Source organism: Aquimarina litoralis (assembly GCF_039523995.1).
GTDB classification, from domain to species: Bacteria; Bacteroidota; Bacteroidia; order Flavobacteriales; family Flavobacteriaceae; genus Aquimarina; species Aquimarina litoralis.
In genome coordinates this window covers 2026332-2041988 of record NZ_BAAAGE010000001.1, presented here as the reverse complement: position 1 = coordinate 2041988, position 15657 = coordinate 2026332, and the positions used below count along the sequence as shown (strand labels likewise).

The following is a 15657-nucleotide window of genomic DNA, read 5'->3' as shown; positions in this document are numbered from 1 at the left end:
AATTCAACTTGCTTAATATTCTTAATATAATTGAGAAAGCAAATGTTAATCTACTATTATAGGTCAAAAGTATCACCTACATACATCTTAATAAGATTGATTAACCTTCAATTTTTTTTAAAGTACAATTAAACTAGTCAAAATGCGCATCGAAAAAAACATAATTGGTTTCAAAGAAGGTAAAGAAATCTATTTATTTGAAATGTCAAATGACAACAATGTTTCTATTAAAATAACAAACTATGGCGCAACCATAACCTCGATCATCACTCCGGATCATAAAGGGAATCTAGAAGAAATAACCTGCGGTTTTGACTCTGTAAAAAACTATTTTTCGGAAGAATATTTAAACAACAACCCCTATTTCGGAGCCACTATAGGAAGATGCGCTTCTAGAATTGAAAAAGGTACTTTCAAATTAGAAGGAAATATATACAACTTACCAGAAAATGACAGAGGAAATCATTTACATGGTGGACTTAAAGGATTTGATAAAAAAATATGGCAATCAACCTATGAAGGTAACAAAAATAGCTCGTGCATAACAATGAAATTAAAAAGTTATCATTTAGAGCAAGGATATCCAGGTAACTTAGATATTGAAGTAAAATTTGAGCTAAATAATGTAAATGAATTAAGTATTTCTTACTACGCAGAAACAGATAAAACTACTCCAATATCACTAACAAATCATACCTATTTTAATTTATCTGGTTTTAAAGAAAATATTTTAAATCATAAAGTGCAGATTCAATCTAACCATCTTTTGGAACTAAATAGTCTTGGAATAGCTAATGGAAACAAAATCTTGGTAAACCAAAGATCTGAAGACTTTAGGAAAGGAAAATTATTAGAAGATGCTATGGAGTTTTTAGAAAAGGGATATGACCATTACTATCTATTCAGTAATAATTTTTTACTTCAGAAAGTGGCTACTTTTTTTCACCCATCAAACAAAAGAGCTTTGGATATTTCTACTACAGAACCAGGAATGCAATTTTATACAGGATATTATATTTCGGACAAGTTAAAACGTGAAAATGGAGATCAATATGGGAAATTCATGGGGCTCTGTTGTGAGACTCATAGATATCCGAATGCTCCAAATCTAGATAAAGCCCCTAAAAGTGTAACATATCCAGAAGATCCATACAGAAGTCAGACTGTTTTCAAATTCTACACCTATTGAATTTTCTCTAAGATAATTTGACACCTACTCACTTCCCCCCCCTTTTAAATGATTCATAATCATTCCACTTATAAAAAGGTAAAATAATGTAATAACTAGTTAATTGGGAACTCACTATAACGTTGTAGCCAAGTTAATTTTGTCGGCAATATTTAACGCAAACTCAACCAACAATATGAAAAAAAATGTTATTACAACAATGCTTTTATGCCTGCTTTTATTACAATTATATGGGCAACAACCGGCAATAACTACTAATGCCAATGATGTATTTACCTTAGTGAATGATATGTCTGATGAATTTGAAACTGGAGGTATAAATTGGTCCGGAAAATGGGAACAAAATAATAACCTACCTAACATTGCAGCATGGAATTTAACCAACAGCTCCAATGTATCACAAGGAGACTATTTCAACAGAGGTTCTGCTAAAATCACAGCACGATATAATGGAGTAAACCCTGATGGAACATCCATTGCTGTCAATGGTAAATTTTACAATGCCGGATGTCTTCAATCTAAACAATCATTGCCTCCAAATTTCGAGGGGTATATTGAAGCTGTTATCAAAGGAGCCGATATTGATAATCCCGATCCACACCCTTTTAATGGTGGTGTTGATAAATCAAGAGGATTGTGTCCTGCATTTTGGCTATACAGTAAATTCTTTGATAACAACCCTGCTGATGGAGGTGTAATTTATACAGAAATTGATATACAAGAATTACAGCAACATGATTTCTATAATGGTGTTCAGGATGGTGTAGAAGATACAGAATCTAACTTACATATCGCTTTTAAAAATGGTAACGGAAGAAGATGGGTAAGACCGAAACAAAACCCAGATGAGCAATTAAACAAATATCCTCTTGGTTTTGATCCTCGCAAGGACTGGCATACCTATGGATGCGAAATTACACGTGACGAAATTCATTTCTTTGTGGATGGAAAAAAAGTAGGAAAAACATTAAAAAACACCCATTGGGGGAAACTTCCTATGCGAGTAATTCTATCTCTTGGTATGAGAGTCCCATTTGTAGATTTTGGTGGTAATGCATTTACCTCATTTGACCCGCAAGGAGATTATCCTAGCAATCAACGATTACAAACCTTAGCAGAGAGAGCTAGAAAACAATTAGGAGAATTACCTGAATCCATGTATGTTGATTATGTTAGAGTATGGAATAAAACAAGCTCTAATACAAACACTCCTCCAGAACTTGTAATTACAAGTCCTTCTTCTAATCAGCAATTCGAGCAAGGAGAAGAAATAATCATAACTGCAGAGGCTTCCGACGCTGATGGAAGCATCGCCAAAGTAGAATTCTATGATGGTAATCAATTATTAGGATCCAAAACGGCTATTCCTTATGAATTTACGTATACAGGAGCTCCCCAAGGAAACAGAAATATAAGAGTCATCGCTTATGATGATCAAGGAGAAAAAGCTGAAGAATCAGTAATTATTACTATTAATTCTACAGATAATAATCCGCCAACAAACGGGCAACCAGTAATTACTACTAATCCTGATGATGTATTTACCTTAATAGAATACATGTCTGATGAGTTTAATAGCGGTGGTATTAATTGGTCCGGAAAATGGGAACAAAATAATAACTTACCCAACATTGCAGCTTGGAATTTAACCAATAGCTCTAATGTATCCAGAGGAGATTATTTTAATAGAGGTTCGGCTAAAATCACAGCACGATACAATGGAGTAAATCCTAATGGAACATCCATTGCTGTAAATGGTAAATTCTACAATGCAGGATGTCTTCAGTCTAAACAATCATTACCTCCAAATTTCGAAGGATATATTGAAGCCGTTATTAGAGGAGCAGATATTGATAATCCAGATCCACATCCTTTTAATGGTGGTATTGATAAATCAAGAGGATTATGTCCAGCCTTTTGGTTGTACAGCAAATTCTTTGATAACAACCCTGCAGAAGATGGTGTAATTTATACTGAGATTGATATCCAGGAATTACAACAACACGATTTTTATAATGGAGTTCAGGATGGTGTAGAAGATACCGAATCTAACTTACACATTGCTTTCAAAAATGGTAACGGAAGAAGATGGGTAAGACCGAAACAAAACCCTGACGAGCAATTAAACAAATATCCTCTTGGTTTTGATCCTCGCAAAGGTTGGCATACCTATGGTTGTGAAATTACGCGTGATGAAATTCATTTCTTTGTAGATGGTAAAAAAGTTGGAAAAACTTTGAAAAATACACATTGGGGTAAATTGCCGTTACGAGTAATTATGTCTTTAGGTATGAGAGTACCATTTGTAGACTTTGGTGGTAATGCATTTACCTCATTTGATCCACAAGGCGATTATCCAAACAATCAAAGATTACAGACTTTAGCAGAGAGAGCAAGACAGCAATTAGGAGAATTACCTGAATCTATGTATGTTGATTACATTAGAGTTTGGAACAAAACTAACGCTGATAACAACACTCCTCCAGAACTTACAATTACAAGTCCTAACGCTAATCAACAATTTGATTTCGGAGATGAAATTATCATTAGAGCGGAAGCTTCAGATGCTGATGGAAGTATTTCTAAAGTAGAATTCTATGATGGCAATCAACTGTTAGATACAAAAACAAGTGCTCCATATCAATTCACATATACAAATGCTGCTGAAGGAAATCGAAACATAAGAGTTATCGCTTATGATGATGAAACAGAAAAAACTGAAGCATCCGTAAGCGTAACAGTGAATCCTACAGATAACGTTCCTAATCCTACAGGAGAGTTTTTCATTGTACATAGAGCAACAGGTAAAAAGCTTAGAGCCGTTAATAATCAAAACGGTTCAGAAATAAAGTTATCTCCTGCACGTAATATTAGTAGCTGGGTGAAATGGAAAAAAGTAAATGGTGATAATGGTTGGTTCTATTTCCAAAATGTTAAAACAAAAAAATATTTTAGACCAAAAGGAGCGAATGGAGAGGATGGAAATATTTTAGAGCAACAACCCAATACATTTACTGGTGCATGGACACAATGGAAAGAAATACCTTCCAATAACAGTTTTGTTTTTTTACGTAATAGAGCTTCTGGGAAATACATAAGACCTAAAACAAATAAAAACAATAGTGTAATAGAACTAAGACCTAATACTGAGATTAATAATCGAACCCAATGGAAACTAGTTCCTGTTAAATCTACAACATCGCGAATTAATGAATCAAATATTGAGATATATCCAAACCCTGCTGAAGATATTGTAACAATAGAATTGGATGATTTTGATGAAACTAATACAAAAGTAACCGTTATTAGTATGATTGGTAGTGTCGTTTTAACACCTCAATCTATTACAGAAAATGAAGTTATTCTAGATGTGAGCAGATTGAAAGAAGGTATTTACTTTTTGAAAATACAAAACGGTACTCGTACTATTTCTAAAAGACTATTAATTAAATAATTCTGTAAAAGTTCGGCATAGTGACTCAACTAAGTTCATTTTCTCTTTGGAAGAGGAAATCATACCTGAAGCGAGTATTTTCATTACAAATCATCGTTATTTTTATTTTGCTCCCAATAATTGTAAAAATACTAAAATCAACAGCTTTCAGTTTATACACAAGCTATGTCGAACTTTTTTAAGTTAACATTTTACATATCACCAAAACCAAAAAACATTGTAAATTTCAAAATTTAATAATTGCTACATGAAGTACAAGTTCTTTTTTTTAATTGCCATTTTATCGATACAATTGATCGAAGCGCAAAAAAAACCAAACATCATATTATTTTTTGCAGATGACGCTGGGTACGCTGATTTTGGTTTTCAAGGGAGTAAGGTCATGAAAACACCAAACTTAGATAAACTGGCAAAAAAAGGAGTTGTTTTTTCTCAAGGATATGTAACCGACGCTACTTGTGGACCTTCTAGAGCTGGTCTTATCACTGGGAAATATCAACAAAGATTTGGATATGAAGAAATCAACGTGCCAGGATATATGAGCGAAAACTCTGCTTTATTAGGTGACGACATGGGATTACCTTTGGATCAAGTAACCATGGCAGATTATTTGAAAAGACTTGGATATACCAATGCATTATTTGGAAAATGGCACCTAGGAGATGCAGATAGATATCATCCATTAAAAAGAGGATTCGATGTGTTCTATGGTTTTAGAGGTGGAGACCGGAGCTATTTCAAATATGATAATTTAGCTGGCATTCATCACGACAAAAAAATAGAACGTGGTTTTAGAAGTTATGAAGAACCTGAAACCTATGTAACGGATGCTTTGGCAGATGAAACTATAAACTTTATTGAGGCTAACAAAAATAAGCCCTTTTTCGTGATGTTATCTTTTAATGCTGTACATACACCAATGGAAGCAACAAAAGAAGACTTAGCAAAATTTCCTAATCTTACCGGAAAAAGAAAGGAACTTGCTGCAATGACACTAGCTATGGATAGAGCCTGTGGTAGAGTTTTGGATAAACTAAAGGAACTTGGTTTAGATCAAAATACCATTGTAGTATTTTCTAATGATAACGGTGGACCTACCGACAAAAATGCTTCTGATAACAGGCCATTAAGTGGGACAAAATCTAATCACTTAGAAGGAGGTTTAAGAGTACCTTTTGTTTTAAGCTGGCCAGATAAAATTAAAAAAGGAAAGCACTACCATTATCCTGTTAGTACTTTGGATTTACTACCTACCTTTTATAAAGCAGGTGGAGGAAATATTAAAGACCTTACTGATATTGATGGCGTTGATCTACTTCCTTTTGTTATAAATGAAAAGGAAACAGCTAGACCTCATAAAGAATTATACTGGAAAAAAGATGTGAGAGCTGTATTAAGAGAAGGTGATTTTAAACTGATTCGATATCCCGATAGATTGGCAGAACTCTACGATCTATCCAATGATATCTCAGAACAAAAGAATCTCGTGAATGTTTTCCCTGAAAAAGTAAAAACAATGTTCAAAAAAATATTTGAATGGGAACTAACACTAGAACGTCCATTATGGTTACTAAAAAGAAAGTTCGAAAAATATGATATCGATCGTATGGATAAATATCGAAATGGAAGTTCGAATGATTAAAGAACCAAATACAGAGTTTTCGCAACAATACTTTATATCTCCAAATAAAATCCATACTAATTCTAGTATGGATTTTTTATTTGTAAGCTTATCAGAGGTTTGTATCTCACACTACTCCTATCCTCAGATAAGCAATTAAAATATTTACAGAAATACATTATCGTTTATTTTTTTAAACTAAAAAATTAGTTCAAACTAAAAATTTAGTTATATTTGTCTTTTAGAACTAAAGATTTAGTTTAACGAGGAGTTATTTTTCATTAGTAAAATCTTTGGTCCGATTATTTACTCCATTTATTAATTAAAAAATGCAATCATGATTAAAAAAAGTAATCAACTAACCATCAAAAAAATTAAAGCCTTACTTCTGTTACCATTTTTATGTGGGATACTAGCATTTAATAGTGTAACTATTGGTAACGAGATAGTAAACAACAACACTTTATCTGACCCAGAACCTACCTGTATTAATAAACAATCAAAATATGATAAAGGTTTAGATAATTACCTAAAAATCAAAACCAATGACCTTACTGAAGCTATTATTTACATTGTAAACATTAAAACATCAGAAACAATTAGAACTATTCATTTAAAGCCTTCTCAATTCCATAAAGTAAAAAACATCCCCGAAGGAAATCACAGAGTAGATGTTATTTATGGAACCAATTATACGGAGACTTCAGAAAACGGGAGTTGTAAAGGTTATTTCAAAAATGTATTAGTACAAAAGAAACCAAAAACCACTCTAAATTTTGAAAAAGTTCAAAACTATGTACCTTCTTATTCCTTGCTTATAGATATACAAGAAGCGCTATAAGGACTCCTATAAATTCCTGAGTACTTTTGTGCTCAGGAATTTAAATCAATCGTCTTACATTCATCAATTAACATCTTTTACTTTATAATTATTTTATAAGTTCATTATAAGTACTTAGAACACCATACCTTCATTACGTTCTAAGAGACAAAACACAAGAGGTTAAAAAAGAACAAGTGATGGATAATTTTATGTATTTGATAAAAAGGCAAATACAGTAATTTTAACCCAATCAAAAATTGGTTCCCTCCCAACCCACTAACCTTCTTAAATTCAAAAAAAATGAACTTAACTCGCAAAAAATTTCACATCAAAAAGTACTTTTATTGTAATTCGCATCAAGATGCTTATAATCCAATAAAATGATATAAATCTTCTACTTGATTGATATCATAAGAATATAAACGATACTGCCCAATTAACAGACCATCTTCGTTTCTGCTTATTATTTTTAAGAATTATTTTTACAGACTTCTAATTTTCCGAAGTTTACTCTTTCCAGACATTATATCTTAGAAACGGTATTAATTATTTTCTACATCTTGATATTCAAAAAAGTTTTTGAATAATATGTCTGTACCGATGTTAACTACTATTTACACTGATTAAAAAGTAGTAAAACAGCTTACGAATACCATTGTTTCATCCTACTGTTCTTCTCATACCATAAGTAACGGCAGAAAGAGAAACAAAAATTACTACACCTAAACTTTTAAAAACTTAACTCATGAAAAAAACTAATCTCCATTACGCTATGTTGGTATGTGCTATCTTAATACTACTCCTACCAACTATAAAAATTTATAGCCAAAAATCTATAGGAGATCCAGCGGTTACATTCGATAACTCTAAGAATGATCCAAATTATCCGTTTATGCGAGAATGGCAAAAAGCGGGTGTTGACGGTGGAATTCCATTAAGAAATACATTGCCAATAAAAACTTTATTGACTCCAACAGATTCTGAAGGAATCCAAGATGCTATTGATGACATAGAAACCAATGGAACGCCTAGTGTAATATTATTAAAAAAGGGAACTTATTCAATAGATCATCCAATACATCTAAAATCAAATGTAATATTAAGAGGTGAAAACAAAAATGAAGTATTACTAAAAGTTACCGTTAGATCAAGACGTGACAACGATGAGCAAGTCTTCACATTTGATGATATCCAAAAATCTGGTTTAGAGGATTTAACGTTCGAATATATACCTCCTAAATCCATAACACTTTTCGATGATCGCAATGTAGATCTTAATCGTTATTGTGGCAGTCGTTGTTTTAGTAATGATCCCGCAGGAGAAAAAAACATGTACGTTTCTTTTGTTCGAATGACCCGCAAATCCAAAAACTGCTGGATCGATAATTGTACGTTTAAAAATTCTGGCTCAGATCCTCTAGAAATATGGGGAAATCACATCACCTGCAGAAATAATACTATAGACGCCTGTTACAACAAAGGTGGTGGAGGTAATGGATACTATGATATCCGTGGAGATTATAACCTTTTTGCCTACGAGAAAGTAAGAAGGATTAGACATTTTACTATTCAGCAAAATGCTAAGTATAATGTAGTAACTCAATGTAAGATAGAAGTGGATGTTAATTTTCATAATGGTGACAAGGGTTATAATCTGGTAGAAAACAATACGATTACCAGTTTAAGATGGAGATCATGGGCAGCTTTTGCCTCTGGCGGATCAAAATATGGACATAAAAAACCTGGACCAAACAATATAGTTTTCAATAATGTAACCCGTGGAAGAGGAAATTCAGAACGCTTTAGCGGTGATGATAAAGTGTTCGTTTTTGATCAGTATTCAGAACCACGATTATTACGAAACCAAGCTCCCATCGGTGATACTTTCTATCCTGTAGTATTAGATGGTTCTGACGGAGATAATACTGACGGAGATGAGAATGAAGAAGAAGATTGCAATAATGCTTTAGTTTTAAAAGCTTCAGAAGACGCTTATCTCCAAGGCACTGCTCGATATAACAAAAGTGAACTTCGTGTAGAAGATGGCAGAAGAGTTTCCTATCTTAAGTTTTCGTTTCCTTCTTCTACAAAGCAAAAGGTAAAAAGCGCTACACTAGAGCTTACTGTATCTTCAGATAGTGGAAATGGATTGATCCAAGTTTATCAAGGAGATTCAAACAATTGGAAAGAAACAAATCTTTCTAACACTAATAAACCGAATGCAAAAGCAAAACTAGGGTCTCTTAATACGCTTTACAAATTAAAAAAGTCCTACCAATGGAAACTATCCAATATCACCCCAGTAAAGACTATATCGTTTGTTATAAAACAAAAAAGTGGAAACGATGTTTCTTTTTCTTCAAAGGAAAATAACAATCCTCCAAAATTAATTCTAGAATTAGAATGTGAAAAAAGATTTACTGAAAGTTCAAACTTAACGATTTTTCCAAATCCTACTAGTGACTTTTTAACTATTTCTGGAGTAAAATCTGGAGAATCTATAATCGTGTATGATCTTTCAGGAAAAAACAGAAAATCAATAATAGCATCTGATGAAGAAGAAAGATTAGAGCTCTCGGAATTACCATCAGGTCAATATTTAATTAAAATATCAGGTAAAAGTTCATTATTTATCAAAGAATAAAATGATCTAAAAGAATTAAAGGTATCTGCAAAGCTTGATTTATCATACGAAACAAGGTAAGAGTAAACGTAATCGACATACCATAAAACTAAATTCCTGAGTGTTTAGAATTTTAAATACTCAGGAATTTAAAAATTATAATAAATGTAACTTGTCTGTATTTATTGACAATACTAGAGGGGCTACAACTTTTTGGAAGTACTTTCATACTTTACTTTTTTAACATTAAAAAGATTATACAAATGCATTCCTATTAATGTAAAAGATCCAACATACATCAACCATTTTCCGTATGATATATGGAAAAGCTCGGATAGAAGTCCAATTGTAAAAACACTCCATGCTGCCCAAAAAATCCATTTAATTACTCTATGAGTGGTATGCCTAGCAGAATACCAAACCGCTATTAAACTTAAACCTAAAAAAAGATAATCCAGTAATGTCCAGAAACCGGCTCCATGACCATGCTTATCGAGTGTACTCTCCAGAATTGGTCTCGTAGCAAACAACAAAGGGGTTAACGAACAATGTACTGCACAAAGACTACTTGCCGTAACTCCAAGCCAGTCAGAATAGTTTATTTTTTCAGTTCGATACATATACTAAATAAATCCAGAAATCACCTTAAAAACTTGACCTTTTAACTGCTTATTTAAACAAATTAAAAACACTTTATTGCAACCAAGTTGCAAAAGTAATTAAAAAAAATTTGCTAGTGCAACTTAGTTGCGATAAATTTGTCTTATGGGAGTAGTTAGAAAAACTAAATCGGTCAACACAATGCTTCAAGCCTTTGAGCAATGCGATACAGCTATCTCTACAGTATCCTTAGTGGAACGGTTCAAAGGACATATGAATAAAACTACTGTTTATCGTATTCTAGATCGTTTAGAAACTGAAGGTACTTTGCATTCCTTTATTGGAAAAGATGGACTAAGGTGGTATGCTATAAGCCATTGCTCACACACAAACCCTACTGACATTCACCCTCATTTCCAATGCAGTGAATGTGGTAAAACCGAATGTTTGCCCATTAGTATTTCCATTCCAGAAGTTTATAAATACAATGTAGAATCTGCAGCCTTACTCTTAACAGGTAAGTGTAAAAATTGTATTTCTTAGCACTTAATAAATCATCGGTAGATTACACATCCCAAATTCAAAAAAAACTTCATATTAAAAAGTATAATTTCTTGTATTTCCTAAAACTCACTGATAAACTTTTTAGCAATTTTCTCTAAATAGTGCTCTGCGTTATTCATTGCATCTTTTATTCCTTTAGCATATTTTATGACTTCATCTACGTAAGAAATAATGAAATTATCGATATTATATTCATTTAGTTCAATTATACCACAAAGGACTGCTACTTTAATATTCTTATCTTTTGCTGCCCTAATAACTCCCTGAATTGTTTTACCTAATAGTGTTTGATCATCCAACTTCCCTTCTCCAGAAATGATCCAATCTGCATCCTGTATCTTTTCATTAAATCCAGCAAGTCTTTTGATTAACTCAATACCAGGTTCTAAAGTTCCATTTAAAAATACTTTGGACGCTATCCCCATTCCACCAGCAGCACCCGCTCCTTGTACAGATTGTGGTTCTATATTAAAAACAGCACGTAACACTACCGAAAAGTCTTGCAATCCTTTATCCAACATTTCAATATCCTGTGAATTTGCACCCTTCTGCTTTGCATATGTAAACGCAGCTCCATTTTTTCCATACAATGGATTCGTTACATCACAAGCAATCTGGAATTGCACGTTCTCTAATTTAGGAGTTACCTCATCTGTATTGATCGATACTATTTTAGATAGATTCGCTCCAATTGGTTTGACTGGTTGATTCTTTTTATCTAAAAATTGATATCCAAGAGCAGCCGCCATACCAATACCGCAATCATTTGTAGCACTTCCTCCTAGCCCAAAAATCACCTTAGTCGCTCCTTTATTTATGGCATCCAAAATCATTTCGCCAGTGCCATAAGTAGTTGCATTTTTGCAATCGAACTGCTCTTCTTTCAATAACTTCATTCCTGAAGCTTCTGCCATTTCGATAAATGCAGTTTGGCTAGTTTCTGAATATAAATAGGATGCTTTTACCGGTTTAAAAAATGGATCATTTACTTCTATAGTTACCGTTTCGCCTTTTAAATAATAGTTTACTACCTCTATTGTGCCATCTCCGCCGTCAGCTAAAGGTAATTTTATAATATCTACATCCGATCTAACTGATTTAATGCCTCTTTCCACAGCCAAGCAAAATTCCATAGCTGTTAGCGAATTTTTAAATTTATCTGGTGCTAAAACTATTTTCATAGCAAACAAATTAGCTTAATATCTTAACAATAGATAATGCTACAAGACATATAATTACAAAATACACTAAAAGTATGATAACTTCACGTTTTCCTTCTTTGTAGAATACGACCTTTAAACCTTCTTTTTGGGTTCCATTTATCATCAAGCTTAAAGTATATCCAACAACGATAGTAACTAAACAACCTATCGCATTCCACCAAAACCAAAATACTTCAGGCACATACAACCACAACAACATATTAAAAAGCACCCCCGCCACAATACCAATATTAGCTCCAATTGCGTGCGTCTTTTTGGTAAGAATTGCTAATATAAACGCTGCCAAAATAGGTCCATAGAATATGGAACTAATCTTATTAATCACTTCGATCACCGTACCTTCAATGTTTCCAGCAAAAAATGCAAAAAATAAACATACCAATCCCCAGAAAACTGAGAGTAATCTAGAATACGTAACATATTTCTTATCTGGCATATCTGGCTTAAACCTTTTTATAAAATCTTCTAAAGTTACTGCCGATAATGAATTTACGGTGGAACTCAAAGATGACATAGCGGCTGACATGATGGCCACAATCAAAATTCCTATAATACCATTTGGAAGATATTTTATAATAAAAACCGGTACCATTAGATCTGCTCGCTTCCCTTCTAAACTACTTATGTTATCTTGATAGACAATATCCATTAGTTCTTGAAAACCTGCATCTTGGATCAATAAAGTTCCTAGGACCAATCCCATTAAACAATACGTAAGCGTAACTGGAAACCGAAGCAATCCATTAGCAAGCAACAATCTTTTTATAGTAGGCATCCCTTTAGCGGATAGTAATCGCTGAGATTGTGTTTGGTCCGTTCCGTAATAGGAAGCATATAAAAAGATCCCTCCTATGACCATAGGCCAAAAACCAAATTCGTCTTTTTTATCTGCATTATTAAATCCCCATTTCGAAAAATCCACTGCAGTTAGTCTATCCTTATCGACATGAGTTAAGAAATTTTCGAAACCTCCTAATTCACTTATACCATAAATTAAACAAACAATAATCCCGAAAAACAAAATACACATCTGTATGACATCGCCCCAAATTACAGCTTTCATTCCTCCTTGAAATGAATAAATCATTGTAATGATTCCTATCAATAATACAGAAATCCAAAATTCAATTCCTGTGGTAGCTTGTAATATGAGTGCCATGGTATACACCATAACACCAGTTGCAACAGAACGACTTATTTGAAACACAAAACTTATCAACAGTCTGGATGAAGCATCAAAACGTTTTTCCAGAAACTCATAAACGCTTACAATACCTGAATTATACAAGGAAGGAATGATAGCAATCAACAGAAAAGCCATTGCTAACGGAACTCCAAATTCATATGTTAACCATTGTAATCCTCCTCCTTCTTTTAAACCTACAAATGCAGGCGCAGAGATAAAACTAATAGCGGATAACTGTGTGGCCATTGTAGATAGACTAAGAGGAAACCAACTCATGGATTGTCCTCCCAAAAAATAATCCTTAGAATTCTTATTTTCCTTAAAAAAGTATCCTATCCCTAAGAAAGCCAGTAAATAAACCACTATAATGATGTAATCTATATAATTCATAAGCTTATGCTTTTATATTTAACTTTTTATGCAATTCAGGTTTTATAGAATTCATCCATTCATTTTTCAAGATACTCAACAAAACAATATTAGCTCTCCCATTGCCAGCTAACGAAGGAATAAAATTACGTAAAGCCCCTTCCTCTGAGCAACCTACACTTTTTAATGCAGATAGGCTTACTTGATTTTCTTCATGAACTCCAAATCCAACACGCTCTACTTCTAAATCTTCAAAAATAAATTCTAATAACAGGTATTTGCAGTTCTTATTTACCATAGTCCCTCTAAAATCTTTACCATACCATGTATGTCCTAATTTGACCACCTTTAACTGTTCGGAATAATCATATAATCTGGTTGTTCCTGCCGATCTACCTTGGATTTTATCATATACTATAAATGGGTACTCTTTTGACATTCTTCTATTCTCTAAAGCCTGAGAAATATATACTTCTAACTGTTTAAAACTTCTTCCTTTTTCTAACAAGTAGGTCCAAATATCAGGATCATTTGATTGCACTGAAAGCTCCTTTACATGTTCCTTTTGTAACGGAGACAATCTTACCGTATCATTTTCTAGTATATAGTCTTTTGAAAAATCTAACATTTTCTCATTATTAATTTCGATGATCTTTACGAACGAATTAAATCAATAAGCAATGCCGCGCTCCAAGAAAAATTGTTACCGCCATATCCTGCATTTTCTTTTTCATGGATTTCTTTTCTAGAATCAAAATATTCATAAAATCCATTCTTTTCTATGATTTCAATACTATCCTTTTTGATACGCTCTGCGACATCTTCATATTCATATTCTGATACTCCACGATATAGCATCCAATTTAGATTTATCCACACAGGTCCTCTCCAATATTTCTTAGGATTAAACCGATCACTAGTGGGATCAAAAGAAGCACATAAATATTGATGATCACCACCAAATTTGTCCAGCATTAATTTGATCATAGAAGTAGCTCTTTGCTTATTCGGAATACCTGCAAACAGAGGTGAGAATGAGGATGAAGACAAATATTTAAGAGGCTTTTCATTCCTTAAATCATAATGTATATACGCCCCAATTTCTTCATCAAATAATTTTGTGTTGAATGAATGTATCGCCTTGCTTTGCCAGTTGTGTAATTGTTTAATTTTTTCCTCATTATTCTCTATAAGATGATATAACTTAATTAAGGACTCATTAGATTTTATTAATAAAGCATTAAATAGTGGATCTTGTACCAAAAATGGTGATAGCTCTGCAATTTTTTGGTCATTGTAGTTATGTTCTTTTGCTATTTCTATAATATGTAAATAGTGATCATATTCTCTCTTCGAAGGTCTTTGTGATGCATCTACATGTGTGGTGTCTCTTCTTTCAAAAGTGTACTCTGGAGGATTCATAGTCTCCCAAATATCATCCCAGATCGGAGAATTATCTGTTCCCGATTCCCAATTATGGTATATATAAATTAATCCTTCATCTTTAGGATCTCTATTGTTATAAAAGTATTCATGATTAAAATATACTTTATCAATAACCGTCTTTATAAAATTAAGAGTCGCTTCTTTATCAGAACTAATTCTATATAATTCTTCCAATACAAATCCTGTTACTGGCGGTTGTGTTATCCCAGTGGTTTTATATTTTTTGGATGCTTGTGGATGCAAACTTGAGTGATGAAAATCAGCTCCAGGAAAATACGAATCCGTTTCACTATGAAAAACGATATGCGGAATAAAACCATTATCCCACTGCGCGTCTAGTAATGTAAAAATTTCTTTTTCCGCTTTGGACATATCAAAATGCGCAAAGCCAATTGCAATTAAACCGGAATCCCAAAACCACTGAAAAGGATATAAATTCTCGCATGGTATACTAAAGTTACCTTTCCAGTTTTTGTTCAAAACTTCAATTGCTTTTTTCTCTAATGGTGTCATAACAATTCTTGTGGATTAATAAAAGTGCATCACTTGCAGTGAGCTA

General features: G+C 33.0%; 11 protein-coding genes. 6 read left to right on the top strand and 5 right to left on the bottom strand.

What is annotated here, in order from left to right:
* Positions 1–142: 142 nt before the first annotated feature.
* The 5 genes from ABD077_RS08335 (at position 143) to ABD077_RS08315 (ending at position 9731) form a co-directional block, all read left to right on the top strand.
* Positions 143–1189, top strand: a complete 1047-nt coding sequence (locus ABD077_RS08335; protein ID WP_343911864.1) for an aldose epimerase family protein — start codon at positions 143–145, stop codon at positions 1187–1189.
* A gap of 175 nt (positions 1190–1364) precedes the next feature.
* Positions 1365–4643, top strand: a complete 3279-nt coding sequence (locus ABD077_RS08330; protein WP_343911863.1) for an Ig-like domain-containing protein — start codon at positions 1365–1367, stop codon at positions 4641–4643.
* Between the two features lie 247 nt (positions 4644–4890).
* Positions 4891–6285: a sulfatase-like hydrolase/transferase gene (locus ABD077_RS08325; RefSeq protein WP_343911862.1), complete on the top strand. Its 1395-nt coding sequence runs from the start codon at positions 4891–4893 to the stop codon at positions 6283–6285.
* A gap of 316 nt (positions 6286–6601) precedes the next feature.
* Positions 6602–7105 carry a hypothetical protein gene (locus ABD077_RS08320; RefSeq protein ID WP_343911861.1) on the top strand — a complete coding sequence of 168 codons (504 nt, stop codon included), beginning with the start codon at positions 6602–6604 and terminating at the stop codon, positions 7103–7105.
* Positions 7106–7832: 727 nt separating this feature from the next.
* A complete protein-coding gene (locus tag ABD077_RS08315; protein WP_343911860.1) occupies positions 7833–9731 on the top strand; it encodes a CBM96 family carbohydrate-binding protein in 1899 nt (632 codons plus the stop codon).
* A gap of 182 nt (positions 9732–9913) precedes the next feature.
* On the opposite strand, the gene ABD077_RS08310 is transcribed toward ABD077_RS08315, so the two are convergent.
* Positions 9914–10330: a MerC domain-containing protein gene (locus tag ABD077_RS08310; RefSeq protein ID WP_343911859.1), complete on the bottom strand. Its 417-nt coding sequence runs from the start codon at positions 10328–10330 to the stop codon at positions 9914–9916.
* A gap of 181 nt (positions 10331–10511) precedes the next feature.
* Between ABD077_RS08310 and ABD077_RS08305 the strand changes: the two genes are divergently transcribed.
* A complete protein-coding gene (locus ABD077_RS08305; protein ID WP_343911858.1) occupies positions 10512–10853 on the top strand; it encodes a Fur family transcriptional regulator in 342 nt (113 codons plus the stop codon).
* 80 nt (positions 10854–10933) lie between these two features.
* Here the strand turns inward: ABD077_RS08305 and ABD077_RS08300 are convergent, their stop codons facing one another.
* The 4 genes from ABD077_RS08300 to ABD077_RS08285 are packed head-to-tail and all read right to left on the bottom strand — an operon-like array spanning position 10934 to position 15611.
* Positions 10934–12055 (bottom strand): glycerate kinase, encoded by a 1122-nt coding sequence (locus ABD077_RS08300; RefSeq protein WP_343911857.1) that lies wholly within the window; start codon positions 12053–12055, stop codon positions 10934–10936.
* Between the two features lie 10 nt (positions 12056–12065).
* Positions 12066–13673 carry a sodium:solute symporter family protein gene (locus ABD077_RS08295; RefSeq protein WP_343911856.1) on the bottom strand — a complete coding sequence of 536 codons (1608 nt, stop codon included), beginning with the start codon at positions 13671–13673 and terminating at the stop codon, positions 12066–12068.
* Positions 13674–13677: 4 nt separating this feature from the next.
* Positions 13678–14280: a GNAT family N-acetyltransferase gene (locus ABD077_RS08290; RefSeq protein ID WP_343911855.1), complete on the bottom strand. Its 603-nt coding sequence runs from the start codon at positions 14278–14280 to the stop codon at positions 13678–13680.
* A gap of 26 nt (positions 14281–14306) precedes the next feature.
* On the bottom strand, positions 14307–15611 hold the full coding sequence (locus ABD077_RS08285; RefSeq protein ID WP_343911854.1) for an MGH1-like glycoside hydrolase domain-containing protein: 1305 nt from the start codon (positions 15609–15611) through the stop codon (positions 14307–14309).
* Positions 15612–15657 lie beyond the last annotated feature (46 nt).